This is a genomic window from Epibacterium ulvae (assembly GCF_900102795.1).
Lineage (GTDB): Bacteria > Pseudomonadota > Alphaproteobacteria > Rhodobacterales > Rhodobacteraceae > Epibacterium > Epibacterium ulvae.
Genome location: NZ_FMWG01000002.1, coordinates 389,237 through 415,299, shown reverse-complemented (window position 1 = coordinate 415,299; position 26,063 = coordinate 389,237). Strand labels below are relative to the sequence as shown.

The 26,063-nt window shown below is 51.5% G+C and carries 28 protein-coding genes; 13 read left to right on the top strand and 15 right to left on the bottom strand.

Annotated features, from left to right (window positions below; genetic code table 11):
* Positions 1 to 61: 61 nt before the first annotated feature.
* On the bottom strand, positions 62 to 1,312 hold the full coding sequence (locus BLP79_RS04515) for a Zn-dependent hydrolase (RefSeq protein WP_090216743.1): 1,251 nt from the start codon (positions 1,310 to 1,312) through the stop codon (positions 62 to 64).
* Positions 1,313 to 1,600: 288 nt separating this feature from the next.
* On the opposite strand from BLP79_RS04515, the gene BLP79_RS04510 reads away from it, so the two are divergent.
* Complete coding sequence (locus tag BLP79_RS04510; protein ID WP_090216741.1) at positions 1,601 to 2,230, top strand: TetR family transcriptional regulator C-terminal domain-containing protein; 630 nt, start codon at positions 1,601 to 1,603, stop codon at positions 2,228 to 2,230.
* Between the two features lie 52 nt (positions 2,231 to 2,282).
* On the opposite strand, the gene preA is transcribed toward BLP79_RS04510, so the two are convergent.
* The 3 genes from preA to BLP79_RS04495 all read right to left on the bottom strand — a co-directional run bounded on the left by preA (position 2,283) and on the right by BLP79_RS04495 (position 5,540).
* Entirely contained in the window at positions 2,283 to 3,587 is a 1,305-nt protein-coding gene (preA, locus tag BLP79_RS04505) for an NAD-dependent dihydropyrimidine dehydrogenase subunit PreA (RefSeq protein WP_090216739.1), read from the bottom strand.
* A 53-nt stretch (positions 3,588 to 3,640) separates the two neighbouring features.
* The gene (locus tag BLP79_RS04500) at positions 3,641 to 4,975 is read right to left on the bottom strand and encodes an NAD(P)-dependent oxidoreductase (protein ID WP_090216737.1); all 1,335 of its coding nucleotides are present in this window, start codon (positions 4,973 to 4,975) and stop codon (positions 3,641 to 3,643) included.
* Between the two features lie 298 nt (positions 4,976 to 5,273).
* A complete protein-coding gene (locus BLP79_RS04495; protein WP_090216735.1) occupies positions 5,274 to 5,540 on the bottom strand; it encodes a DUF2312 domain-containing protein in 267 nt (88 codons plus the stop codon).
* Between the two features lie 161 nt (positions 5,541 to 5,701).
* Here BLP79_RS04495 and BLP79_RS04490 point away from each other — a divergent pair, with 161 nt between their 5' ends.
* Positions 5,702 to 5,920: a hypothetical protein gene (locus BLP79_RS04490; protein ID WP_090216733.1), complete on the top strand. Its 219-nt coding sequence runs from the start codon at positions 5,702 to 5,704 to the stop codon at positions 5,918 to 5,920.
* 61 nt (positions 5,921 to 5,981) lie between these two features.
* On the opposite strand, the gene BLP79_RS04485 is transcribed toward BLP79_RS04490, so the two are convergent.
* A complete protein-coding gene (locus tag BLP79_RS04485; RefSeq protein WP_090216732.1) occupies positions 5,982 to 6,197 on the bottom strand; it encodes a hypothetical protein in 216 nt (71 codons plus the stop codon).
* Between the two features lie 361 nt (positions 6,198 to 6,558).
* Here BLP79_RS04485 and BLP79_RS04480 point away from each other — a divergent pair, with 361 nt between their 5' ends.
* Positions 6,559 to 6,987 carry a protein tyrosine phosphatase family protein gene (locus BLP79_RS04480; protein ID WP_090216730.1) on the top strand — a complete coding sequence of 143 codons (429 nt, stop codon included), beginning with the start codon at positions 6,559 to 6,561 and terminating at the stop codon, positions 6,985 to 6,987.
* 62 nt (positions 6,988 to 7,049) lie between these two features.
* Here BLP79_RS04480 and BLP79_RS04475 read toward each other — a convergent pair whose 3' ends face one another.
* The 5 genes from BLP79_RS04475 to BLP79_RS04455 all read right to left on the bottom strand — a co-directional run bounded on the left by BLP79_RS04475 (position 7,050) and on the right by BLP79_RS04455 (position 13,166).
* Positions 7,050 to 8,282, bottom strand: coding sequence for a FliM/FliN family flagellar motor C-terminal domain-containing protein (locus BLP79_RS04475; RefSeq protein WP_090216728.1), 1,233 nt, complete (start codon positions 8,280 to 8,282; stop codon positions 7,050 to 7,052).
* Positions 8,283 to 8,368: 86 nt separating this feature from the next.
* Positions 8,369 to 11,041, bottom strand: coding sequence for an ATP-binding protein (locus BLP79_RS04470; protein WP_090216726.1), 2,673 nt, complete (start codon positions 11,039 to 11,041; stop codon positions 8,369 to 8,371).
* On the bottom strand, positions 11,041 to 11,385 hold the full coding sequence (locus BLP79_RS04465) for a hypothetical protein (RefSeq protein WP_090216724.1): 345 nt from the start codon (positions 11,383 to 11,385) through the stop codon (positions 11,041 to 11,043). The genes BLP79_RS04470 and BLP79_RS04465 overlap by 1 nt, the downstream gene beginning before the upstream one ends.
* Complete coding sequence (locus BLP79_RS04460; RefSeq protein ID WP_090216722.1) at positions 11,382 to 11,774, bottom strand: response regulator transcription factor; 393 nt, start codon at positions 11,772 to 11,774, stop codon at positions 11,382 to 11,384. Before BLP79_RS04460 ends, BLP79_RS04465 begins: the two co-directional genes overlap by 4 nt.
* Before the next feature lie 90 nt (positions 11,775 to 11,864).
* Positions 11,865 to 13,166, bottom strand: a complete 1,302-nt coding sequence (locus BLP79_RS04455) for a helix-turn-helix domain-containing protein (protein ID WP_090216952.1) — start codon at positions 13,164 to 13,166, stop codon at positions 11,865 to 11,867.
* Between the two features lie 229 nt (positions 13,167 to 13,395).
* On the opposite strand from BLP79_RS04455, the gene BLP79_RS04450 reads away from it, so the two are divergent.
* The 9 genes from BLP79_RS04450 to aat all read left to right on the top strand — a co-directional run bounded on the left by BLP79_RS04450 (position 13,396) and on the right by aat (position 22,033).
* A complete protein-coding gene (locus BLP79_RS04450; RefSeq protein WP_090216720.1) occupies positions 13,396 to 14,742 on the top strand; it encodes a substrate-binding protein in 1,347 nt (448 codons plus the stop codon).
* A 105-nt stretch (positions 14,743 to 14,847) separates the two neighbouring features.
* On the top strand, positions 14,848 to 15,870 hold the full coding sequence (locus BLP79_RS04445) for a branched-chain amino acid ABC transporter permease (protein WP_090216718.1): 1,023 nt from the start codon (positions 14,848 to 14,850) through the stop codon (positions 15,868 to 15,870).
* Positions 15,871 to 15,874: 4 nt separating this feature from the next.
* Positions 15,875 to 17,074, top strand: coding sequence for a branched-chain amino acid ABC transporter permease (locus tag BLP79_RS04440; protein ID WP_090216716.1), 1,200 nt, complete (start codon positions 15,875 to 15,877; stop codon positions 17,072 to 17,074).
* Between the two features lie 11 nt (positions 17,075 to 17,085).
* A complete protein-coding gene (locus BLP79_RS04435) occupies positions 17,086 to 17,841 on the top strand; it encodes an ABC transporter ATP-binding protein (RefSeq protein ID WP_090216714.1) in 756 nt (251 codons plus the stop codon).
* Between the two features lie 14 nt (positions 17,842 to 17,855).
* Complete coding sequence (locus BLP79_RS04430) at positions 17,856 to 18,608, top strand: ABC transporter ATP-binding protein (protein ID WP_090216712.1); 753 nt, start codon at positions 17,856 to 17,858, stop codon at positions 18,606 to 18,608.
* A gap of 112 nt (positions 18,609 to 18,720) precedes the next feature.
* On the top strand, positions 18,721 to 19,257 hold the full coding sequence (locus BLP79_RS04425; RefSeq protein ID WP_090216711.1) for a PAS and helix-turn-helix domain-containing protein: 537 nt from the start codon (positions 18,721 to 18,723) through the stop codon (positions 19,255 to 19,257).
* A 220-nt stretch (positions 19,258 to 19,477) separates the two neighbouring features.
* Complete coding sequence (accB, locus tag BLP79_RS04420; protein ID WP_090216710.1) at positions 19,478 to 19,978, top strand: acetyl-CoA carboxylase biotin carboxyl carrier protein; 501 nt, start codon at positions 19,478 to 19,480, stop codon at positions 19,976 to 19,978.
* A gap of 9 nt (positions 19,979 to 19,987) precedes the next feature.
* Positions 19,988 to 21,331, top strand: a complete 1,344-nt coding sequence (gene accC, locus BLP79_RS04415) for an acetyl-CoA carboxylase biotin carboxylase subunit (protein WP_090216707.1) — start codon at positions 19,988 to 19,990, stop codon at positions 21,329 to 21,331.
* Between the two features lie 69 nt (positions 21,332 to 21,400).
* Positions 21,401 to 22,033, top strand: a complete 633-nt coding sequence (gene aat, locus BLP79_RS04410; protein WP_090216706.1) for a leucyl/phenylalanyl-tRNA--protein transferase — start codon at positions 21,401 to 21,403, stop codon at positions 22,031 to 22,033.
* On the opposite strand, the gene BLP79_RS04405 is transcribed toward aat, so the two are convergent.
* Genes BLP79_RS04405 through BLP79_RS04395 form a run of 3 tightly spaced genes read right to left on the bottom strand, consistent with a single transcriptional unit; the run spans position 21,997 to position 23,234 of the window.
* A complete protein-coding gene (locus BLP79_RS04405) occupies positions 21,997 to 22,374 on the bottom strand; it encodes a DUF2155 domain-containing protein (protein ID WP_090216950.1) in 378 nt (125 codons plus the stop codon). The two genes, aat and BLP79_RS04405, sit on opposite strands and share 37 nt — an antisense overlap.
* Positions 22,374 to 22,823: an outer membrane lipid asymmetry maintenance protein MlaD gene (gene mlaD / locus BLP79_RS04400; RefSeq protein WP_090216704.1), complete on the bottom strand. Its 450-nt coding sequence runs from the start codon at positions 22,821 to 22,823 to the stop codon at positions 22,374 to 22,376. Before mlaD ends, BLP79_RS04405 begins: the two co-directional genes overlap by 1 nt.
* A 24-nt stretch (positions 22,824 to 22,847) precedes the next feature.
* Positions 22,848 to 23,234, bottom strand: a complete 387-nt coding sequence (locus BLP79_RS04395) for an NADH:ubiquinone oxidoreductase subunit NDUFA12 (protein ID WP_090216948.1) — start codon at positions 23,232 to 23,234, stop codon at positions 22,848 to 22,850.
* Between the two features lie 344 nt (positions 23,235 to 23,578).
* On the opposite strand from BLP79_RS04395, the gene BLP79_RS04390 reads away from it, so the two are divergent.
* Complete coding sequence (locus BLP79_RS04390; RefSeq protein ID WP_157843950.1) at positions 23,579 to 24,229, top strand: DUF4760 domain-containing protein; 651 nt, start codon at positions 23,579 to 23,581, stop codon at positions 24,227 to 24,229.
* Here BLP79_RS04390 and BLP79_RS04385 read toward each other — a convergent pair.
* Both BLP79_RS04385 and clpX read right to left on the bottom strand, forming a co-directional pair.
* Positions 24,226 to 24,582, bottom strand: a complete 357-nt coding sequence (locus tag BLP79_RS04385) for a RidA family protein (RefSeq protein WP_090216701.1) — start codon at positions 24,580 to 24,582, stop codon at positions 24,226 to 24,228. The genes BLP79_RS04390 and BLP79_RS04385 overlap by 4 nt on opposite strands.
* A gap of 109 nt (positions 24,583 to 24,691) precedes the next feature.
* Positions 24,692 to 25,960 (bottom strand): ATP-dependent Clp protease ATP-binding subunit ClpX, encoded by a 1,269-nt coding sequence (clpX, locus tag BLP79_RS04380; protein WP_090216699.1) that lies wholly within the window; start codon positions 25,958 to 25,960, stop codon positions 24,692 to 24,694.
* Positions 25,961 to 26,063 lie beyond the last annotated feature (103 nt).

Here is a 26,063-nt window from a genome sequence, read left to right as displayed (position 1 = left end):
TTAATATGCGTTGTCCTTTTTGCGTTTTATCACGCTTTAGTAAGGACATATCTATCGCGGACTAGGCTACGATACCCGCTGTTTCGACAACCGCATGCAACAGCACATTGGTACCCGCAGCAGCCCATTCTTTGCTGATTTCTTCTGCTTCATTGTGGCTCAATCCGTCCACACAGGGGCACATGACCATTGCTGTTGGTGCAACCCGGTTGATCCAGCAGGCATCATGACCTGCGCCTGAAATGATATCCCGATGCGAGAAACCCAGCCGTTCGGCGGCATCACGCACAGCTGTTACGCAGCCCTCATCAAAGGCCACCGGATCAAAACCACCAACCTTTTCATATGCGATATCAACCCCCATCTCTGCCGCAATCTTATCAGCTGCAACCCGTAGCCGAGCCTCCATATCTGTAATAACATCCAAATCCGGGCTGCGGAAATCCACCGTGAACACCACCTTACCGGGTATCACATTGCGCGAGTTTGGATAAACATCGATATGACCCGCTGCCCCAACGGCATGGGGCGCATGACTTAATGCAATTTCATCAACCGCCTCAAGCACGCGCGCCATTGCCAGACCGGCGTTGCGGCGCATCGGCATTGGTGTTGATCCGGTATGTGCGTCTTTGCCAGTGATGGTGATTTCAGTCCAGCTTAGTCCCTGACCATGGGTCACGACACCAATGTCTTTGCCTTCAGCTTCTAGAATGGGGCCTTGTTCAATATGGAATTCAAAGAAAGCGTGCATCTTACGCGCGCCAACCTCTTCGTCTCCGCACCACCCAATGCGTTTTAGCTCATCCCCAAATGTTTTGCCCTCGGCATCTTCGCGCGCGTAGGCCCAATCCTGCGTGTGAATTCCAGCGAACACCCCAGACGACAGCATGGCTGGCGCAAAACGTGTCCCTTCTTCGTTGGTAAAGTTGGTCACCACAATCGGATGCTTTGTTTTGACATCCATATCGTTCAACGATCGGATCAATTCCAATCCAGACAGGACCCCCAGCACCCCATCATATTTCCCACCTGTTGGCTGGGTATCAAGGTGAGATCCGACATATACGGGCAAGGCGTCAGGGTCGGTTCCTTCGCGGCGCGCGAACATATTGCCCATCTGATCAAGGCCCATGCTACAGCCTGCAGCCTCACACCAAGATTGGAACAGCGCCCGCCCTTCTGCGTCTTCGTCAGTCAAAGTCTGGCGATTGTTGCCACCTGCAACACCAGGCCCCACCTTGGCCATTTCCATCAGGCTGTCCCACAGCCGATCCGCATCGATTTTTAAATTCTGTCCAAGCGCTGTCATCGCGAGCGTCCTCCCGGAGATCATGCGCCATCTCTTACGGATGATCTGGCATGACCTGTGTTAGCTGGCTATCTTATAGGGATGAAAGATCACCCCGGTCGTTGGTTTCCGTTGTTTTCACGGATTTGACCAACTGGTCAAACTCAAGCTATCACGAGAGGGCAACCAGTCAAGAAAATGAAGCAAAAGATAGCTGGTTTTATCTCACCTTCCGGCGCTATGTCATAAAATCGGGCGTCTAGAGCGCAAATTGCTCAAAACGCACAGAAACGGAGCAGATTTCGTATTATGCCGCAGGCAAATTCCCCCACCAAGGGACGTAAAGAGACCCGAATTCAGAAAAAAAATCGCGCCGCAATACTGGACGCTGCACTGGATGTGTTTTCAGCGCATGGCTTCAGGGGCTCAACTGTTGATCAAATTGCCAAAGCCTCAGGACTGAGCAAACCCAATTTACTGTATTATTACCCCTCCAAAGAAGAGATGTTTACGGCGTTGATGTCCAATCTGATGGACACCTGGCTGGACCCATTGCGCGAAATGCAATCCGATGGTGATCCGATGACCGAAATCCTGTCATATGTTGATCGCAAACTGCAAATGAGCCGCGAATTTCCCAGAGAAAGCCGTCTTTTCGCAAATGAAATCGTTCAAGGCGCTCCACGCATGTTGGAAACGCTAGCAACTGAATTGAAAGACCTCGTTGAAGAAAAAGCGCTTGTTATTCAAGGCTGGATGGATGCAGGACAGCTCAATCAAAGCCACCCTAAACATTTGATGTTTTCGATCTGGGCCCTGACGCAGCACTATGCGGATTTTGATATACAGGTGCGAACGCTCATGGGGGCCGAAGATCCCTATGATGCAGCCCCACATCATCTTGAAACCATTTTCAGGCGCTTGCTTCAACCAAGCTAAAAAGCCCACCATTATGGCGGGCTTTTCTCGTTACTTTAAAGTTGTGTAATGATCACTCTGCAGCTGTAACCGAAGGGTTATTGGGGTGTGTTGTCCAATCCCCATGATCTGCGGAAACAACTTCGCCGGTCCGTAAATCAATCTCACCTGCTGGGACTTCCTCCATGGTGATACAGCCTTCGATGGGGCAGACGTTAACGCACAGATTACAGGCAACGCATTCATCATCTTTGACGGTAAAGACACGATCTTCGCTCATCTCAATCGCTTGGTGAGAAGTGTCTTCACAAGCAGCAAAGCAACGACCGCATTTGATGCAGTCATCCTGGCTGATCTTAGCTTTCGTCACGTAGTTCAGATCAAGATATTGCCAGTCCGTGACATTTGGCACTGCAGATCCCATGAAATCTTGGATCGAGCTGTGACCTTTTTCATCCATCCATGCAGACAGACCCGTGATCATTTCCTGAACCACTTTAAACCCATAAGTCATCGCCGCAGTACAGACCTGAACATTGCCTGCGCCCATTGCGATAAATTCGGCTGCATCTTTCCAGGTGGTTACGCCACCGATTGCCGATATTGGCATGCCATGGGTTTGTGGACAGCGCGCAATTTCCGCAACCATATTCAACGCAATCGGTTTCACCGCAGGGCCACAATATCCGCCATGGGTGCCTTTGCCGCCAATGGTGGGCTCGGGTGCCATGGAATCTAGGTTCACTGACGTGATTGAATTGATGGTGTTAATCAGGCTCACCGCATCAGCACCACCAGTTTTGGCAGCCCGCGCAGGATAACGGATATCTGTGATATTGGGCGTGAGCTTCACAATCACAGGCTTGGAGTAATACTGTTTGCACCACTCTGTAACCATCTGAATATATTCAGGGACTTGACCAACAGCAGAACCCATCCCACGTTCAGCCATCCCATGCGGACAGCCAAAGTTCAGCTCGATCCCATCAGCGCCAGTGGCCTCAACCCGTGGCAGGATGTCTTTCCAGGCCTGCTCTTCGCAGGGCACCATGATTGACACAATCACAGCCCGGTCAGGGTAATCCTTTTTGACGCGCGTGATTTCTTCGAGATTGGTTTCAAGCGAGCGATCTGTGATCAGCTCAATATTGTTCAGCCCCAACAAACGCCGATCGGCACCCCAGATTGCTCCGTAGCGGGGGCCGTTTACGTTGACGACTGGCGGGCCTTCAGAGCCAAGTGTTTTCCAGACGACACCGCCCCAGCCGGCCTCAAAGGCGCGGCGAACATTGTACTCTTTGTCAGTTGGCGGTGCTGAAGCCAGCCAAAAGGGGTTGGGAGACTTAATTCCCAGAAATTCTGTTGTAAGGTCAGCCATCTATAAGCTCCTTCTCATGCTGGTCCAGGCGTGAAATCACACCTTGGATTGGCTTAGCCCATCAGGCTTTGATGAATATCCATGGCGGCATCGCGCCCTTCGGCAACTGCGGTCACAGTCAGATCTTCTCCACCAGATGCACAATCGCCTCCTGCCCAAACACCGGACACAGAGGTTTTGCCCTGTGCATCAACCTTGATTTTGCCGCCGCTCAATTCAACCGCCTCTGGTTGACCTTCAAGGGTCTGACCAATGGCTTTAAACACTTGATCTGCCTTAAGACGTAGTGTCTCACCGGTTCCGGTAACACGACCTTCTTTGATCTCGGTCCGTTCAAGCTCAACCTCTTCAGCGCTATTTGTCCCTAGAACCGCCTTAGGCATCACATTGAACATCAGTTTCACGCCTTTGGTTGCAGCCAGGTCTTGTTCAAACCGGCTTGCCCCCATGGCGCTTTGATCACGACGATATGCAATGGTGACATTTTCAGCCCCCAGCAGCTTTGACTGCACTGCCGCATCAACCGCCGTCATGCCTCCACCAATAACCACAACATCACGGCCGACAGGCAATGTGCTCAGATCATCAGACTGGCGCAATTTTGCAATGAAATCGACCGCATCAGCAACACCGGCAAGGTCTTCCCCCTCAGCCCGCAAAGCATTCACGCCCCCAAGACCAATTGATAGGAAAACAGCATCATAATCACTCTTCAACTGTTCGAGGTTAAGATCCCCGCCCAGTGTCTTGCCATAGGTCACAGTGATCCCACCGATCTGCAACAGCCAGTCGACTTCAGCTGCGGCGAAATCATTGGTCGATTTATAGGCCGCGATACCAAATTCATTCAAGCCGCCCGCTTTGGGCTGACCTTCAAACAGTTCGACATCATGCCCAAGCATCGCAAGGCGATGTGCCGCAGACAAGCCCGCAGGACCCGCCCCAACAACGGCGATGCGTTTACCGGTTGGTTCTGCGCGATCAAAGGGATGTACACCGCACGCCATAAGCGCATCCGTCGCATACCGCTGTAACCGCCCGATTTCGACGGGTTTGCCTTCTGCAACCTCACGCACACAGACCTGTTCACACAGGGTTTCAGTTGGGCAAACGCGAGCGCACATGCCGCCCAAAATATTCTGATCCAGAATGGTACGCGCAGCACTTTCAGGATGCCCACCCTGAATTTCGCGAATGAACTGCGGAATATCAATGGATGTGGGGCATGCTGTCATACATGGAGCATCATGACAGAAGTAGCAGCGATCAGCAGCCACCATTGCTTCATGAGTTTCGTAAGCTGGATGCAGATCGGCAAAGTTCTCAGCAATATCAGACGCGGCCAGTCGTCCCGCCTGAATGCCAGATGCCTGATGGCCTTGTGCCATTGGGTGTCTCCCTGAACTGTTTTTCTGCCCATAGAGTGCCACGATTAATTTTTTTATCAACTGGTAAAATTTTTTCTGAACGCCTTAATTCTTTGCATCAGGATCACAAAACCAGCGTAACTCTCTGTTGCTTTTAAATATTCGCGAAATATTCCCCTATTGCGCCCAAAAAACCGCGCGCATAATTCGCAAGAAATTTATGCAGATGGCTCAAAATCAAATGCTCCAAAGGCAAAATACAAAAAAACCACAGCTGGCTCAGCAACTGTGGTTTTAAGATTTACCCAGAACTTTAGGGTCAGGACATGCCAAGTGCCTCTTTGTACATTTCAAGTACAGCTTCTTCTTCAGCGATGTCATTCTCGTCCCGCTTGCGCAGCGCAATCAGCTTGCGGATCACCTTGGTGTCATACCCACGGCCCTTGGCCTCACTCATGACCTCTTTCTGCTGTTCAGCAATTGCTTTTTTCTCTTCGTCCAAACGTTCAAACCGTTCAACGAACTGGCGCAGTTCGCCTGCGGTCACACGATAGTTTTCGCTTTTTTCGTCTTCGGTGATGTCCATCTTCGGCTCCGTTCACACACTGCTCAGTGAAAATTCCAGCTTCGCAGATACAGGTGGCTCCCGACCATCGCAATAGCCGATGAACGCGGAATCTAAATTGCTTGCGATGTGTGCTCAGACCGCGTAACGCAGGGCTAAGATTTACACGAAGGAACGCACTTATGCTGCAAAGTCTGGTCTGGATCGGAACCGCTATGACGTTGGCCGGAATGCTAGGCCTGTTCTGGTGCATTTTCAAAGTCGCTCAAGCGAAACGTAAGAACCTCAGCGACGACGATTTGCGCACTGAGGTTCAAGCTCTTATTCCCTACAATCTAGGAACGCTATTTCTATCTGTTTTTGGTCTTATCTTAGTGATGCTAGGTCTATTTCTGACATAAACTAGAAAACATCTTACACGGTTGTTCGCCCTGAGGCGTAGAGCGGATGAGCAGTCAATTCTCAGATTGGCATGTTATCAAACATCTGCTCTGCGGCTTGTTCCGCAAGATTTTGTTCCAACCTGCGTAGACGCTGAGGGACGCTTGCGCCGCCTGCGCGAATGCGTCGCAAAATATCCTGATACTCGGTATGAAATCCAAGTCGTCCATCTTCGGTCACGGACAGGATCTTGCGTTCCAGCGTCTCAGCTGCGGTGAGTAGTTCATTGGTGGTCATAAGTGTCCTCCCTCCACTCTTTTTCAGGCCGATCACTCATTTAATGTAAAGCAACTGTGCTGCATTATGCTCATTGCAAATGAACTGAGCGATTGCACCTATTCAACATGGAAAGCACAGAGAAGAACAAGTAAGATTTTCGCCTTACCCTATGTTTTATTGGACGTTTTGCTGAATTTTGAGCCAGTTCGTTCCAATTGTTCAAAGACAGCGAAAATTGCACAATTCAACGTCTCAACTGCAAAGAATTTCATCGATGTTTGAATGTGATTTCGCACTTTCAGTGCGAGAATGACATGTTCTCGCATACTGTGTCTGTTGCAACTGGACCCCCTTTCAACAAACGCGTAAACAGATGCTCATGGATGCACGTACACTTACCCCCCGCTACTCAGTCTCTCCGCAAATTTCGGTTGACGATGTGCCCGCGATTGTAGCGGCTGGATACAAAACGGTTATATGTAACCGCCCGGATGTAGAGGTTCCTCCAAGTCATCAGGCGGCCTCGTTGCGTGCAGCGGTAGAAGCAGCAGGCCTACAATTTGAAGAGCTTGCGCTGACCCATCAAACCATGAATGCTGTCAATGTTGCGCAGCAACGTGCGCTTTATGAAAACTGCCCTGGCCCGGTTCTGGCATACTGCGCGTCTGGGACCCGTTGCTCTGTTGTTTGGGCGCTCGCTGAAGCTGAAACCCTAAGTGCGGATGAGATTCTCGCTACAACGTCTGAGGCCGGGTATGATCTGGAAGGGCTGCGCCCAACGCTTCAAAATTTAGCCAGCCAAAGATAACTTCACCTCGGACAAGGCGACGTTTTACCAGCCTTCTGTCCGAGTTTTGATGTGGCAGGCCATTAGGTTTCGAGACTGTCCAGTCCAGCCAGTTCGGTGATCTCAAGAGCGGCCTCATCCGTGGAAAGATCACCAAGCCCCCCTTCCAACGGCGGCAAATCACCAAGGTCGGCCATCAAATCATCTGCGAGCCCGTCAAGGCCACCAGAGAGATCATCAGTGATTTCACTCGCAAGATCACCGCCTAGCGCATCCAGACCACCAGCAAGATCACCGCCCATCTCCATTGGATCCTGCAAACCTTGTGCTGCAATCTCCAAATCCAATGTCGGTGGCTCATCCGCGGGTAATGCAGCCCCTACACCGATACCATCTCCAAAGGCCGATGTATCGTCCAAATCAGAAACCAGTTTGGTTTTGGGGACATTCATACGTACAGCACGTGCCCCATTCATCTGCCCTAAACGACCTTGTACAATTGATTGCCCTGAAATGGTCTGCATATCAGTTTCATACAGAAATGCCTGATCCAAAGGCAGCATATCACCAACATTCAAGGCTGAGAGCTCATTCAGTGGAACACGCATTTTACAGAGAACCGCGCTCAATTCTGCACGCATTGATCCCATGCTCGCCGCCAGCGACAATCCCTCGCCGCTCAGCGCATCGTCACTATCGGGTTGCGGCTCAGGCAAGATCAGCACCAATTCGCCCTGCATCTGACCACCAGCCAGATCTACATTGACGCGGATAATGCGATAATCTTCGGCTTCAAGCGTCAAAACCAGTTTTCGCACTTCTTCGATCTGTGCGCCAAACTTGTAGCCATCAAAGATCTTGCGCTCGGGCTCATCTTGTAAAACGGTTGTGACTTTTGAAAGGCTCGTTTCCAAAAATTCCGCCATCATAGCGGCGTCCGTTTGTGTGTAATTGCGTTCTTGCGAACCAGAGCTGAGCACCTGCCCCATGGTCTGCTGCTGAATAAGCGCCGTCACAAGAGCCGCATCCAGTGACGCAGCACCAATGCTGTTATCCGGACCGTCAAGCAAGATAAGCAAGTGCGAGTCATCAAGATGATCTGGCAGATCTTCCGGTATGCTTTGACACTGGCGTGCAGCAATGACCCCAAGCGGCAACTCACATAGGTCTGTGGCCGCACGGGCCAAAGACCTGCGCAATGCGCGTAGCATCAGCGATCCGCTGAGGCCACCAGTACCATCCTTTGTGGCAGCCAGTTTACGTGCCAGTACATTGCCTGCACCACCCGTTTCATCTGCCTTATCAGTTTCTGCCATAGATTCCAGCCTGCACCTGTTCGTGCCCCTTCGGAATTCGTTTTAAACTGAGGTGGTTACCAAGATCTTTACGACCCGTGCGGAAATCATATTTCTTGATGTATTGGCACAGATACTCGGAAACAACTGCCTGTTGTATGAGCAAAATACTCAATCTCACCGTTTAAACGCTGCATAACCTCGCGACAGATCGCAAGTCCCAGCCCTGCGCCGCCTGCATTTTCAGGTCGAATACGTGAGAATTTTTCAAAAACCAACTGGCTCTGCTCTTTATCGATGCCCTTACCGTTGTCAATGAAATCAATGTGAATCCAATCTGTTGTATGCATCACTGAAATCTTGAGCACTGGCTTTTCTGCATCGCAGTATTTTTGGGCGTTGGTAATTATGTTTATAAAGACCTGCGCCAGTCGGTCGGCATCAGTGAAAAGCTTGATCTCTTCCCGATCGCCATCGCGTTTTACGTCGATTGGTTGAGCAATTCCAGTCAAGGCAGTTGCCTGCGCCCGTGTCAGAACGTCCGCCAGTACCACTGACCGTAGATTAAGCTGTACTTGCCCATGTTCGAGAACACTTAGATCCAATATGTCATCTAGAAGTCGGGTCAGCCGCAGGCTTTCATCGTGAATGATTGCTGCGTAACGTTTCTGATCCGCCTCTTGCATCTGCTCCACGTCACGCAGAATTTCAGAAAACGCGCGAATAGAGGTCATCGGAGTGCGTAATTCATGACTGACCTGGCTCAGAAACGCATCTTTCTGCGCAGAAATCTGTGTGAGCTTTTCATTGCTGTCACGCAATTGCCGCGCAGTATCGGCAAGTTCCGTAGACTGTGTTTCCAATTTACTTGAATATTCCAAAATCTGGGCCGTTTCATCTGCAACAGCCATCAGATCTTCAACCGATACAGATGAACCTCCGACAATCTGCCCGATCATCGCGTGCGCGGCTGCAGCTCCTATCGAAGCACTCAGTTCCCGTTCAAGCCGTTCTAAAAACCCGGGCGTAGGTTCGGGCAAGCCTCCGCGGACCCCTTGGCGGTTCCGCTCATCATCAAAGAACGCCTGTGCTTCGCTGGCGCCCAAGATCCGTTGAGACATCACCATTAAATCTTCCGCCTGCGCAACCGATCCCGTCCAGCCCCTTGGACCAGTCGAATGCTCAAACACATGTACAAACTGCGCGCCTTGTAAACGCTCTATCGGGCTTGGAAAGCTCATCAGCGACACAAGGCAAAAAATAAGCGTATTGCTACCAAGCGACCAAAATGCGGCATGTACGATCGGATCCAAGCTATGCAGCCCAAACAGTGCTTGCGGGCGCAGCCACCCCACGCCCCAAGGCCCCTGCTCCATCACATCCGCAGGCAACAACCCGTCACCAAGAGCCGGGAGCAAGAGGCTGTAAACCCAAATCACAAAGCCAATTGTGATCCCAGCAAGCGCCCCATTGCGTGTCGCTCCCCGCCAGAACAAACCGCCGACCAATGCTGGCAAAAGCTGCGAAACACCTGCAAACGCCACAAGCCCAATTGTCGCAAGCGCAGTTCCTCCACCAGACAGAACATAATAAAGATAACCAAGCCCCATGATAGCCGCGATAGAGAGACGTCGCGCGATCAAGACAACGTTACGCACGTCTCCTGAGACGGACACACGACTGCTACGATAGCGCAGCCAGTAAGGCATAACGATATGGTTCGACATCATCGTAGAAAGCGCCATTGCAGCCACGATCACCATAGATGTCGCTGAAGAGAACCCGCCCAAAAAGACAAGCATTGCCAGCGCGTCTTGCCCCTGATGCATCGGGATAGCCAAGACAAAAAGATCAGGATTGGCCCCATCGGGCAGCACATGAAGGCCAACCGCAGCTATCGGCACCACAAAGAGAGATATCAACAAGAGATATAGCGGAAACGCCCATGAGGCGAGTTTCAGGTGCCGCTCATCTACATTCTCCACCACCATCACCTGAAACATACGCGGCAAACAAATAAAAGCTGCCGCTGCGAGAAAGAGAGTTGTGGTCCATCGGCCCGGCATAACCTGCCATGCGCCAATCGCAGAGGCATCTATCTGCGCAAGCGTCGCCTCAACCCCGCCTGCGATCCCCCAAACCACAAAAATACCAACGGCAAGAAGCGCGACCAGTTTTACCACAGCTTCTAGTGCCACCGCAGTCACCACTCCATGGTGGCGTTCATTGGCGTTTAAGTTTCGCGTCCCAAACAGAATAGCAAAAGCAGCAAGACCGCAGGCAACCCAGAATACAGTATTTTGTTCGCTAAAACCGCTTGTCGGATCCGCATCCGCAAAAATTTCAAACGAGAGCGTAATCGACTGAAGTTGTAACGCGATATATGGCGTCGTGGATACCACCGCGAGCAGCGTAATACAGATCGCAAGCGCATTTGACTTACCGTACCGCGCCGAAAGCAGATCTGCGATTGAGGTGATGCGTTGACTGCGGCCAACGCGCACAAGCTTTCGCAGCCCCCACCACCAACTGATCATGATCAGCGTCGGGCCAAGATAGATCGTCGCAAACTCCAGACCAGAACGTGCCGCATATCCAACGGCGCCATAAAATGTCCAGCCCGTGCAATAGATCGACAAGGACAGCGTATAGATCAGTGGTGATTTCATCCACTTTCCGCTGCGACCTTGAAGCGCTGCGCGATCCGCAAGAAAAGCAACACCGAACAGCAGTGCGACATAAAGCAGGCACACCAAGATCAACGCATTTAAAGACGCCATTAGAGCTCTGACGGATGGTGCGGCACGGATGGCGTTTCCGGCTTGCCAGTTGGCTCGGTTGTCCAATGCTGGGCCCAACGCCGAATGGCCCATGTGAACAACAGGCTCAGGGCGATCAGCCCGCCCCACACAACGTAGATATAAACAAAAGCGTCAGACATATTTACTGGATCCGCATCGTCTGCAGCAGACCACAAGAGCGGGATCATCAATAGCACGATCCCCAACAGTGGCAAAAGCCGTGCCATATCCATCAACCGCCGCCGCCGATAGGTACGCTGATTGACAAAAGACGGCCCAATGCGACCCTCAGCATGAATCAGATCACTGTCCGGGGCCGTCATCGATTGGCCTCTATTTGATTGGCCTGCGCATGAAGATCACGCACAGCTGTCAAAACCTCTCGATTTGAGAACGGTTTTGTCATAAACCGCGTGACCCCTGCCTTTTCTGCTCGTTCACGATCTTTCATCTGACCACGCGCAGTCAGCATCAGAATCGGCAGTGCCTGCATGGTTTCGCAATCTCGTAATTCCCGGACGATTTCGAGACCATCTTTGCCCGGCAACATCAAATCCAGTATGACCAGATCTGGCTGCGCCGATTGGATCACTGCCGTTGCGGATGCGCCATCAGCGTGTGTGTCTACCTCCCAGCCGTCTCGCGTTAGCAAAAAGCGGATCGCCTCAGTAATATTGGGTTCGTCTTCAACCAACACCACATGTCTGCTCATCGGTGACAATCCCTCCCTGAATTGTTCCCACATGGCCGCCTTCTCCCCAAAGGCAACAAGGATGAACCTATGACACGGGTTTAGCTTCTGTCAAAACCCTTCCCGTAAAATCGATGGCTCACGACGCGCGGTACAGCGTTCAGCATCGCATAAACGGCAGGTTACGCCCAAATCTATTGGCGCTTTTGTAGTTTCTGGGGCTGCAACCAAAACCATCGCCGCGCGCAACTGCGGATCCCGTTCGAAGCCTGCTTCTCCAGCTTGCCACGCGTATGAAAAACTTTCGAGCGTAGCGTCGCCACGGCCGTGATGTTGCCGAAACACATGATGGAGCGGGACATGTGGCTGACCAAGTGCCTGATAGACTGGCCACAAGGGACAGGCTGCTCCAAATTTGGGCGCAGAAAATCCGCCAATAGGTTTGTGCAGCAAAATCGCCCCTGACGCATCACACATCAGCAGGCCAACCTCTTGCCCCAAACGATCTTCTGGCAACCAGGCCAAGCGGCGCAGCACTTGCTGGATACGCCCTCCAAAACGGGCCTGAATACGATCTGGTTGGACCCCAAACTCTGCAACTGCTGCCAACATCTCTTCAAGAGGCATAAATCTGGCATCATTCACATATTGAACAAGCAAACGCTGCGCCATTTGGCGTGCGGCCTGGCTCTGCAATTGGGGCGCGTTTTCAATGACTTCGAGAACGGTTTCCTCATCCGTTTCAAGCGTAGCGAAATGATACCCATTGTCGCTCAGAAAGCGGTCCACCTCATCTGCAGGTAAACCTGGGCCGCCTGCCTGCGCATTGTTTTCATCCAGAAAAGACACCAGTTCGCGGCTGCTTTCCGCCAGCCGCTGCGCATCTTCATTGAGGTTCCGATGAAACCGGTCCAGCCAGCTTTCATCCAGATCCTTATTGTCGACCAAAATATCCGCAGTGGAACGAATGGCCGCCGCGGTCGACAACATCTCATGCAGAGAAGAGGCGAGTTGTGGATCATGCGTGACACGATCGCTGAGGGTCTGCACATGCCGCTCTAACGTCACAATACGGGCATGATTGCGCATCAAAACTTCGGCCCATCCGGGAAATCGGCCTGCGAATTCTTCCACTCGATCCAGTTCCGCAATCGGATTGGACTGATCAGCACCCGCTTCGCGCAGGCTGGACAAAAGCGTCGCTTCAGCCCCTTCAGTCAGCAACGACGGCTCAACACCGAGAACCTCAGCGATGTCTACCAAAAGCTTTCCGCCGATTTTGCGCCGGTTGTGTTCGATCAGATTCAAGTAAGAAGGTGAAATACTTACGCGCTGTGCAAGGTCGCTTTGGCGCAAACCAAGCATCATTCGCCGTTCCCGGATTCGACTGCCGGTTAACATCTGTCGTGCCATCGCGCGCCGCCCCATTCATAAGCAAAATTACCAAGTATTTTCTGCGACGCAGTATCACAAAATTTACAGCCAATCGCAGAAGTCAGTTCAGTTGTTTACAGAATAATCCTTTATAGCAAGCGTTTTATTGCAGAATTTTACAGGCCTCGCGCATAATTGACTTGCACGAGAAGTGCTGTGTTCCAGGGAAGTGAGGAGCCCGGAACAACCTGAAAATAGGGAGTTTTCAATGTCTAAAAGCGAAGTTTCACGCCGTCGCGTCCTGAAATCCGGCGCAGCGGGTACAGCTGGATTGGCTCTGCCAACGATTTTCACCGCGTCCTCTGCAGCTGCCTTTACCAATGAACCAACCGGCGGCACCGTCACCCTGGGTTTCAATGTACCACAGACCGGACCATATGCCGATGAAGGCGCAGATGAATTGCGCGCATATCAGCTTGCTGTTGAGCACCTAAACGGTGGTGGCGACGGCGGCATGCTGAACACGTTTTCATCCAAGGTCCTGCAGGGCAACGGTATCTTGGGTAAGAAAATTGAATTTGTCACTGGCGACACTCAAACCAAATCTGACGCTGCGCGTGCCTCCGCCAAATCGATGATCGAAAAGGATGGCGCTGTAATGATCACAGGCGGGTCATCTTCTGGTGTTGCCATTGCGGTCCAAGGCCTGTGTCAGGAAGCAGGCGTTATCTTTATGGCCGGGCTCACGCACTCCAACGACACGACCGGGAAAGACAAAAAAGCCAATGGCTTCCGTCATTTCTTTAATGGTTACATGTCAGGGGCTGCCCTCGCGCCAGTTTTGAAAAACCTGTATGGTACCGATCGCACGGCCTACCACCTGACTGCGGACTACACGTGGGGTTGGACACAAGAAGAATCCATTGCAGCCGCAACAGAGTCGCTGGGTTGGCAGACCACCAACAAAGTTCGCACACCGCTCGCAGCGACTGATTTCTCAAGCTACATTGCTCCGGTGCTGAACTCTGGTGCGGATGTTTTGGTTTTGAACCACTACGGTGGCAACATGGTGAACTCTCTCACCAATGCGGTACAATTTGGCCTGCGAGACAAGGTCGTAAACGGCAAAAACTTTGAAATTGTCGTTCCGCTTTATTCTCGTCTGATGGCAAAAGGTGCCGGAGCGAACGTGAAGGGCATTCATGGGTCAACCAACTGGCACTGGACGCTACAGGATGAGGGTTCAAAAGCCTTTGTACGCTCGTTTGGCACCAAATACGGCTTCCCGCCCAGTCAGGCTGCCCACACAGTCTATTGTCAGACACTGCTTTATGCAGATGCTGTGGCACGCGCAGGATCGTTCAACCCCTGCGCCGTAGTAGAAGCGCTGGAAGGTTATGAATTTGATGGTCTGGGCAATGGTCCAACATTGTATCGCGCTGAAGACCATCAATGTTTCAAAGACGTTCTGGTGGTGCGTGGTAAAGAAAACCCAACCAGCGAATTTGACCTGCTCGAAGTGGTTGAAGTGACCCCTGCGGCCCAAGTCTCTTACGCGCCGGATCACCCGATGTTTGCGGGCGGCGATCTGGGCGCGTGTAATTCAGGCGCTTAACTTCGCCGATCGACGGGCCTTCTGTAACAGACGGCCCGTCTTTTCCTGCTCACGGCAGGTTCTTCCTGAAAATTTCGCGCGCAGACAACCCAAGGTGGGGGGACTATGGACGCATTTCTACTTCAAATTCTAAATGGGCTCGACAAAGGGTCCGCTTATGCGCTGATTGCGCTTGGGCTCACGTTGATCTTTGGCACGCTGGGCGTGGTGAACTTTGCCCATGGTGCATTGTTTATGATCGGTGCCTTTTGCGCGGTAACCCTACAGCGTTTGCTGAACCTCAGCTTTGAAACGATTGACCCAAGCCAGAAAGATTTCTTGGGCAATCCGCTCAAAGTAAAAACACCCTATATCGAAAGCTGGTTTGGGCCAGACCTCGGTGGCGCGATCATAGACTGGTCCGTGCCTCTCGCCATTCTGTTTGCAATCCCAATCATGATCGCAATCGGCTTTGTGATGGAGCGTGGGCTGATCAAGCATTTCTACAAGCGCCCCCATGCCGATCAAATCCTTGTCACCTTTGGGCTAGCCATCGTGCTACAAGAAGTTGTCAAATATTTCTACGGTGCAAACCCCATCCAGACGCCTGCCCCTGACGCGCTAAATGGAATAGCCAACCTGGGCGCAATCATCGGAATGGATATCGTTTATCCCGTTTGGCGCATCGTTTATTTCTGCTTCTCCGTTCTTATTATCGCCGCTATCTTTGCGTTCCTTCAGTTCACCACTTTTGGAATGGTAGTCCGTGCTGGCATGGCGGATCGTGAAACGGTTGGTCTGTTAGGCATCAACATTGACCGTCGCTTTACCATCATGTTTGGCATTGCGGCCGCCGTCGCGGGACTGGCTGGTGTAATGTACACCCCAATCAATCCACCCAACTACCATATGGGCATGGATTTTCTGGTGCTGAGCTTTGTCGTGGTCGTTGTTGGCGGCATGGGGTCTTTACCCGGCGCAGTTTTAGCAGGCTTCCTACTTGGAGTTCTGGAAAGCTTTGCCTCAACCACCTGGGCGACCACCACACTCCCCGGCATCAATCAAATCATCATCTACGTCGTCGCCATTGTTGTTCTGCTGACCCGTCCACGCGGTCTGATGGGGCTAAAAGGTGTGATGGAGGACTAAAGTCATGTTCGGACTGAATACAAAAGACACCAAATCCCTGTTTATCGTCGCCTTTCTGGTGGTCGTGGCGCCCTTTATCCTGAACCCGTTTCCGGCAGCTTCAGCGATGGCGCAATTTAATGCAGGTTATCCGGACCTGATGCAGAAATTCGTCATCTTTGGCATTTTCGCAATAGGTTTCAACATCCTGTTCGGCCTTACCGGGTACCTATCCTTTGGCCATGCAGCTTTTCTGGGCATTGGATCATATTCCTGCGTATGGATGTTTAAACTGCTTGGCTACAACGTCATTCCCGGCATTGTTCTATCGGTGATTATCTCAGGTATTTTTGCGTTGGCCATTGGTTTTGTCAGCTTGCGCCGCTCTGGGATCTACTTTTCGATCCTGACACTGGCCTTTGCACAGATGAGCTTTGCATTGGCTTACTCGGTACTCTCAAACCCGAAATTCAATCTGACCAACGGTGAAACCGGCTTGCAGGTTTATGCCAATGATCCCCAATGGTTTCACCGCGATAGCCTGCCGGACCTGCCACATCTGTTTGGCCTGTCGATGCGCGCGACCCATAAGCTCGAAATCGGCGCATGGGAATTCCAACTGAATGCGGGCTATTATCTGTGCGCTCTGATGATGCTGGTTTGCTTTTATCTCGCCATCCGTATTTTTCGCTCTCCCTTTGGGTTGATGTTGCGGGCGGTCAAATCCAACCAGCAGCGCATGAACTATACCGGCCTCAACACCCGCCCCTATACGCTGGCCGCTTTTGTGATCTCCGGCATGTATGCCGGTCTTGCAGGTGGGCTGCTTTCGGCTGTGGATCCGCTTGCCGGAGCGGAACGGATGCAGTGGACCGCATCAGGTGAAGTGGTTTTGATGACCATTTTGGGCGGTGCTGGCACATTGATCGGCCCAGTTTTGGGGGCCGGATTCATCAAGTACTTTGAAAACATCTTCTCAAAGATCAATGACCATGTACTGCACAGCTGGTTCGCTTTCTTGCCGGATGGGCTCGAAGACTTTGTGGTCTTCCTGATCCATCCATTCATAGGCAAAGGCTGGCATCTGACTCTCGGCATTCTGTTTATGCTGGTTGTGATCTTCTTGCCCGGTGGCCTTGTTGAAGGTGGCCAGCGTCTTGGAAAATGGTTGCATCGCCGCAAAGCCAAAGACACCCCTTCCGCCAAAACCGAACCCGCAGAATAGGAGCGCTTAAGATGAGCATTCTTGAAGTCAAAAATGTCGGCAAGCGCTTTGGTGGACTGCAAGCCCTCAGCAAAGTGAACCTAAGTGTCAAAGAAAACACCGTCCACGCCATTATCGGGCCTAATGGCGCAGGAAAATCCACGCTCCTGAACTGTCTGGTGGGCAAATTAATGCCAGACAGCGGATCTGTGATGTTTGACGGGCAATCCGTACTTGGACGTGCGCCCTATGAAATCAATCAAATGGGCATCAGCCGCGTCTTTCAAACACCGGAAATATTCGGAGATCTCACGGTGCTAGAAAACATGATGATCCCGTGTTTTGCAAAACGGGATGGCGCCTTTACGCTGAACGCTTTGCCAGGCGTTCAAAAGCAAAAGGATATTCTACAAAAAGCGGAACAGATGCTTGAAGAGATGCGCATGTCAGATAAGCGACATATGCATGCAGCTGCCCTATCCCGCGGGGACAAGCGCCGTTTGGAAATTGGCATGTGCCTCAGTCAGGATCCCCGCCTGTTGTTGCTGGATGAACCAACCGCCGGCATGGCCCGCGCAGACACCAATAACACCATCGATCTCCTGAAAGAGATCTCTGATCAGCGTGATATTACCATCGCTATCATTGAACATGACATGCATGTGGTGTTCTCGCTGGCCAATCGGATCACTGTCCTCGCGCAAGGCACGCCCCTTGTCGAAGATGATCCTGAAAATATTCGCGGCAATCCCAAGGTACGCGAAGCTTATCTTGGTGAAACGGCCTAAAGGAGCGCCCTTATATGAATGTACAATCAGAGATCCTACGCGATCATAAACCCCGCTCCACGCCTGCGTTTTTATCTGTCTGGGATATGCATGCCTATTACGGCGAAAGCTACATTGTCCAAGGCTTGTCATTTAACGTGCACGAAGGAGAGATCCTTGCATTGTTAGGGCGCAATGGTGCGGGGAAAACCTCAACCTTGCGCTCTATTGCCCGCACCGGCTCGCCTATGGTCACTCAGGGGGAAATCTGGCTTGACCATCAACCTTTGCACAAAATGTCATCTTATGAGGCGGCCGCTGCAGGTCTTGGCCTTGTCCCCGAAGACCGACGCATCATCCCCGGATTGACCGTTGAAGAAAACCTGCAACTCGCGCAGATCGCGCCTCCCATCGGCTGGTCGATTGACCGCCTCTACGATCTATTTCCACGTTTGGGCGAACGGCGCAAACAAGAAGGTATCACGTTGTCTGGCGGAGAACAGCAAATGCTGGCGATTGCGCGCGCACTAGCGCGCGACATCAAAGTTCTGTTGTTGGATGAACCCTATGAGGGCTTGGCACCAGTGATTGTCGACGAAATAGAAAAGACCCTTTCGCTGATCAAGGAACAAGGGATCACCACTATCATCGTTGAACAGAACGCTTTGCGCGCGCTGAAATTGGCGGATCGCGCTGTCATCTTGGATACGGGCGGCATTGTTTTTGACGGCACCGCCGAGGAGGTTTTGCAAAATGATGCCCTTCGCGAGGAGTATCTGGCTATTTGACCTGCCCGAGAGCCCCCTCCCTCCAAAGGCAAAGCGCGCCGCCATACGGTCCTTCTCCCGGCGGCGCGCTTTCTGTCTGGCCTCCTGATCACGTTCTCTGCCATAAAACATCATGACTGAACCTGCTTTTGACCACGCGCCTGTCGGCCTTGCCGTTTTGGACGCCCGCATCATCACACGCTGCAATTTTCAATTTGCGGAAACTTTTGGCGGCACACCGGCTGATTTTCTAGGGCACTCTATTGCCATCCTGTATCCCAGTCAGGAAGATTTTCAGAAAATCGGCGAACGCTTGCAGCAAGACGATGTGCGCCATGGTACCTATAACGATGAACGTATCATGCGCAGGCTCACGGGGGATCTGTTTTGGTGTCGCGTGCGCGGTCGTTCCACCAGTTCGGACGTTCCCTTTGCAACCGGGGTTTGGTCCTTTGCAGATATCTCAGAAGATCGGCCTATTGTCTCACTTTCCCCACGAGAGCGTGAAGTGGCAATTTTAACCTGTCGTGGGTTGTCTGCAAAAGAAATTGGTAAAGAGTTGGGACTGTCTTACAGAACGGTCGAAACGCATCGCGCCAATCTTTTGGTAAAGTTCGAAGCAAGAAAATTACCCGAACTGGTCGCCAAACTTACAGGAATGCCATTGTAGCGCGCTCAAGCCCAAACTCTTCACAGAAAATCCACCAAAACGCGCAAAAGCTTTAGAATTCCCCCTTGTTCTAACCGCTCTGTCATCTTTTATATTCCCACATCTCGCGCCGGAAATGACTGGGATAGCGCTTTTCTTGCGCGCGCCCTTACCTTATAAGCGCATCTAATCTTTTGCCCGCTGGTGTTGCGGGCTTTCTCGTGAACCGCTGGGAATAAAAATGTCGAACAAAAATCACGACGCAGACGTGGCATTTATCAAAGCGCTGGCTGAACTGCTGCGCGAAAACGACCTGACAGAGCTAGAAGTAAATCGCGAATATGGCGAAGATGATGCGCTGAATGTACGTGTCTCCCGCCAAATGGCTATTGCAGCCGCTCCCGTTCAGGTTCCTGCCGTCACTGCCGCGCCTGCACCTGTTGCAGCGGCTGCGCCTTCTGTTGAAGCACCTGCCGCAAGTGCTGTGTCTGATGATCCTGCCAACCATCCCGGCGCTGTCACATCACCAATGGTCGGCACTGTGTATCTGCAGGCCGAACCCGGCTCACCTGCCTTTATCAAAGTGGGTGACAAGGTATCCGAAGGCGATACCCTTCTCATTGTCGAAGCTATGAAGACCATGAACCACATCCCAGCGCCAAAGGCAGGAACCGTAAAACGTATCCTCGTTGAAGACGGTGCAGCTGTGGAATTCGGGTCGCCTCTGGCCATCATCGAGTAAGGCTGACGCATGTTTGATAAAATTCTGATCGCCAACCGGGGAGAGATCGCGCTGCGCGTGATCCGGGCCTGCCGCGAGATGGGCATCAAATCGGTTGCGGTCCATTCAACAGCTGATTCTGACGCAATGCATGTGCGTATGGCGGATGAATCTATTTGCATTGGCCCTCCCTCTGGTGCGCAAAGTTACCTGTCGATCCCAGCGATTATTTCCGCCTGTGAAATCACTGGTGCGCAAGCGATCCACCCCGGATATGGTTTTCTGTCGGAAAATGCCAAATTCGTTCAGATCGTCGAAGACCACGGCCTAAAATTTATCGGCCCCTCCGCCAAGCACATCAGTCAGATGGGCGATAAGATCACGGCAAAAGACACGGCTCAAGCACTTGGCATTCCCTGCGTGCCCGGTTCGGCTGGTGGCGTTCCTACTGTTGCTGAGGCCAAGAAGGTTGCCGCTGACATGGGCTATCCCGTGATCATCAAGGCGACCGCTGGCGGCGGTGGTCGCGGCATGAAAGTTGCCGAAACCGAAGCCGATCTGGAAGTTGCCTTTTCAACTGCCCGCTCTGAAGCAAAAGCTGCTTTTGGCAATGACGAAGTCTATATGGAGAAATACCTCCAGAAGCCCCGTCATATCGAAATTCAGGTTTTTGGTGATGGTCAAGGCAATGGCGTGCACCTGGGTGAACGCGATTGCTCGCTTCAACGCCGCCACCAAAAAGTGTTTGAAGAGGCTCCCGGCCCCTGCATCACACCTGAAGAACGTGCCAAAATCGGTAAGATTTGTGCCGATGCTATCGGGGAAATGGGGTATGCCGGAGCAGGCACAATCGAATTCCTCTACGAAGACGGTGAATTCTATTTCATCGAAATGAACACCCGCCTGCAGGTGGAGCATCCAGTCACAGAGTCTATCTTTGGTGTTGATCTGGTGCGTGAGCAGATCCGCGTGGCCGAAGGCTTGCCGCTCTCCTTTACCCAAGACGAGTTAGAGATCAATGGACATTCGATTGAAGTCCGTATCAATGCAGAGCGCCTGCCAAACTTTGCCCCCTGCCCCGGAAAGGTAACTGCCTTCCATGCGCCAGGTGGTCTGGGTGTTCGTATGGATTCTGCATTGTATGATGGCTATTCGATCCCGCCGTACTATGACAGTCTGATCGGTAAATTGATCGTGCACGGCCGCGACCGTAAAGAAGCGCTTTCGCGCCTGCATCGCGCCCTAGGTGAGTTGATCGTGGATGGGATCGATACGACACTGCCGTTGTTTGACGCGCTGCTACAAGAGCCTGATATTCACTCTGGTAACTACAACATTCATTGGCTGGAGCGCTGGCTAGAAAAGAATATGTAGACCTGTTAGTCTGCATAGACCGAGGCGCGCCTGGCCTAGGCGCGCCTTTTCTTTGGCTGGATGACATAGATGCAGCTTACGCCTGACCTTCTTTTACATGCTTATTCCATTGGTGCTTTTCCAATGGCCGAAGGTCGTGATGATCCCGAAATTTTTTGGGTTGATCCCAAACTGCGGGGCATCTTGCCTCTGGATGGTTTTCACATCTCTAAATCCTTAGCGCGCATCATCCGCAAAGAGACTTATCAAATCACAATCAATCAGGATTTTCTTGGCGTTGTGGCGGGCTGCTCAGACCGAGACGAGACTTGGATCAATGCGGAAATCACCGCACGCTATCATGATCTTTTTCAGCTTGGCTATGCCCACTCTGTTGAAGTTTGGGATAATGAACAGCTGATTGGCGGTGTATATGGGGTGTCACTTGGCGGCGCCTTCTTTGGAGAAAGCATGTTCTCGCGCCGCAGCAACGCCTCAAAAATTGCGCTCGCCTATCTTATCGATCGTCTCAATCGTGCTGGTTTTCTTTTGTGCGACACACAATTTCTCACAACACATCTTGCAAGTCTTGGAGGCGTTGAAATCCCACGTGCCGAATACAAGAATATGTTACGTAAAGCACTTTCACGACAGGCGGACTTTACCGCTCCACCTCTGGCACGCGCTCAGGACGTTCTACAGCGCAGAACCCAGATATCATAGCGGTTGTGATCGAGCGCATTCAGTGCCGGACTTGTAGCAATCATCCAGCCTTCGAAATACCGTATCCCATCCTGTGGATCGCGAATATCCAAATAAGCGTAGGCATTGCCCGTTGGGTTATCTGCCGGATAGCGGCAATCTCCCAATGTAACCAGCAATCCTAAAACCGGTGCGCTGGCCCCAATAGGCAGCTCTAGGTCCGTTACACGGCCACTGACTTTATCTAATGCGCGCAAAACAGCTGCGCTTCCCTGAGCCGCATTCTCTTGTGCAGTGGCAAAAGAGGTGAAAACCGTACTGGAAATCAAAGCTGCTGCAAAACTTAAAACCTTGCGTTTGATCACCCGTCGTCTCCACCGGAGACAAATTTCAGCAACAACGAGATCAGACTTACAGATCCTTGTGTATCCAGCAGCTCATCCCCAGCAGCCAGCGCGTAAGGGGATCCCCCAGGGACGATTTCAACAAAATTTCCACCCAACAGGCCTTCGGAGGCGATCACAGCCGCGCTGTCGTCAGGGATCTCGATCCCGTTTTGCATGCTTAATTCAACATCTGCTCTAAACGTTTCAGCGTTGAGCGAAACCTCCGAAACAGTACCGACTTTCACACCTGCCAAACGTACATCAGTACCGACACCAATGCCTTCGATAGAGCGAAAGGATGCATTCAGATCATAGTCTGCACCGCTGCCAGAGAGGCCTGCAGCCTGCCCTGCAAAAATTGCAAACCCAAGGGCTGCCGCAAGGACAACCCCACCAACAAGAACTTCTGTGGTGTTTTCAGACATCTCTACCGCCAATAAAGGTTGGGATTATTCAGGCATCCACGCTTCGTAATCGCTGCGTGCCTTGGGTTCACCACCACTGCGAATTGAGCCAGCAGGCGCATAGGCCATTGCTGTACCGGTCAGGTTTTCCTGATGTGGCTTTTCCCAATCCTTGCGCTTGAGCGGTGCTTCAGTTGGCAGTTCATCGAAAGTCCGATGTAACCAGCCGTGCCATTCAGGGCCCACACGGCTTGCCTCAGCTTCACCGTTAAAAATGACCCAGCGTTTTTTATCATCCGCAGTGCGATAGAACTGGTTGCCCTGATCATCTTCACCAACTTTTTCGCCATGACGAGACGTAAAGATAGCAGTGTTCAAGGTTGAGCCGTTCCACCAAGTCACGGCGCGCAGAAGAGTGTTCAGGATGCCCATCGGTTCCTCCGAAAATTTCATGTTTGATATGACCCAATTCTGCGGCAAGGTCCAGACACAGAAATGATATGACCTGTATTCCAGCAAAACCTTGCAGTTCTGTTGCTTAATCCCATCTTAACAACAGCAGAGCAAACTGCACAGCAGAAGGAAGAAATTTGCCACAGCTGAAAAACTGATGTAGGTTTCTTCCAACACAAAAGGAGATCTCTCGCATGGCACTCGAAGGTTTTGGAAACGGCTAACTATTATAATTTTGGCTCTACCCAACTGTTTTGAAAAGATTTCTTGAAAACACACTCATTTTAACACTGTATGGTGCTGGTATTTTTCTGGCACTTTTTGTGATTCTAATATTTGCAGCTCTCAGCCTGCATGTGATTACAGGGGAATATCAGGCGCTATTGCAGCATATCCCCGACGCGCCAAGCGAAGATTACAAAATTCTAGTTACTTTGTTTGGCACAGTAATTTCGGCCTTCGCCGTGGTTGTAGCGATTGCTACATTCTACTTCAGCAACCGTGCAAATCGGCGAGCCCAGCAAAAACAGCACACAATCACAATCTTGTTTGAAACACGGCTGTCAGAATATTTCCAGACGACCAATAAAGCGCGAAAAATAGCCTTTCCCGTTGATCAAGACATTACTCTAGACCAATGGCAAGCCGCCCGTATCGCATCTTCCGAGACATCGGAAAGGGCAGAAATCCTGAACACTGGTGCGGACGCCTTACAACAACTTTTGAACTACTACGAATTCCTGGCTGTTGGAATCGCCCAAGGTGATTTGGACGAAGAACTGTTGAAGGCATCAATCCGGGGGATCATGTGCAATCTAGTGGATGATGCGCGTATTATGATTTCACAACTACGTCAGAATGACCCCAAAACGCTGGAACATCTTGTGCGCCTGTACGAGCGGTGGCGTCAAGATGGAGCCGTAAATCACAATGGCGTAGAAACTGAGCGCCCCATCCCTTCATCCATTAGTTAAGCCAGTGCGGTGACTTCGATCTCGATCCGATACTTAGGATCGATCAAACCACATTCAATCATGGTCGCAGCCGGAGGGTTAGCCCCAAAGGTTTCCGACAGGATAGGCCAGCAAGCTTCAAATTCAGTTGCATCCGGCAAATAGTAATTCACGCGAACCACTTTTGACATGTCACTGCCAGCCTTGATCAATGCGCTTGTAATGGTCTCCAACGCAGATCGACATTGGCTCACAACATCGTCCCCCTGCCCAACCGTGCCTGCGACATGGACAAAGCCACCAGCAATGACCGCACGACAATACCCGATTTTCCCTTCGAATTCGCCCCCTGACTTAATTCGCTTGATTGTCATACCTTAGCTTTCTCAAATAATTAGGGTGCACCTTTCAATCTGCATTGAGAATACAAAAAAGGCCAAGAGATTTTACTCCCTTGGCCTTTTAAAATCCAGTTTTCAGATTTTACCCCGCAGAGGCAGGTTCTTTTTCCGCATCAGCATGGATCATCAAAGGCTGCGCGTCAGAGTTCACGGCTTCCTCGTTTACCACCACTTTGGTTACGCTATCCATTCCTGGAAGATCAAACATCGTATCCAGCAGGATGTCTTCAAGAATAGAGCGTAGACCACGCGCACCGGTTTTGCGTTCAATCGCTTTTTGGGCGATTGCCAGCAAGGCCTCAGGGGTGAAATCCAGCTCGGTGTCTTCCAGTTCAAACAAGCGTTGGTATTGTTTGATCAACGCGTTCTTTGGTTGTGTCAGGATGATAACCAGCGCATCTTCATCCAGATCTTCCAATGTCGCCAAAACAGGCAGACGGCCAACAAATTCCGGGATCAAACCGAACTTCAACAGATCTTCAGGTTCAAGCTCTTTAAACAGATCACCAACGCCACGGTCATCATTGTTGCGCACATCTGCACCAAAGCCCATCGCGGATCCTTTGCCACGTTGTGCAATGATCTTATCGAGACCGGCAAATGCGCCGCCACAGATAAACAAGATATTGGTTGTATCTACCTGCAGGAATTCCTGCTGCGGATGCTTGCGACCACCTTGGGGAGGAACCGAGGCTACAGTGCCCTCCATCAATTTCAAAAGCGCCTGTTGCACGCCTTCGCCCGACACATCGCGGGTGATGGATGGGTTTTCAGATTTCCGGGTTATTTTATCAACTTCGTCGATATAAACGATACCGCGCTGTGCCCGTTCAACGTTATATTCAGAGGCCTGTAGAAGTTTGAGGATAATGTTTTCAACGTCCTCGCCCACATAACCTGCTTCGGTCAGCGTCGTTGCATCTGCCATGGTAAATGGCACATCCAGAATACGTGCAAGTGTCTGGGCAAGCAGTGTTTTACCGCAACCCGTTGGGCCAATGAGCAGGATATTGGATTTAGCCAACTCCAGCTCTGTCCCTGCTTTTTGCGCGTGATCAAGACGTTTGTAGTGATTGTGGACCGCAACTGACAAAACACGTTTTGCGGTTGCCTGACCGATGACATAGTCATCCAGCACTTCGCAAATGTCTTTTGGTGTTGGAACCCCATCCGTGGATTTCAGACCAGAGGCCTTCGTCTCTTCCCGGATGATATCCATACACAGTTCAACGCATTCGTCACAGATGAACACGGTTGGACCAGCAATCAGCTTGCGCACCTCATGCTGGCTCTTGCCGCAAAAGCTGCAATAGAGGGTGTTTTTGCTGTCACCACCTGAATTCGATGCCATGGTCTACCTTTCAGTCCACACAGTCAAAACGTCAAACGACGTTTGGTCTTCAAAACAGCTTAGGCCAGTGTGCCAGCCGCCACAATCTCAAAAGTGTGTGCTG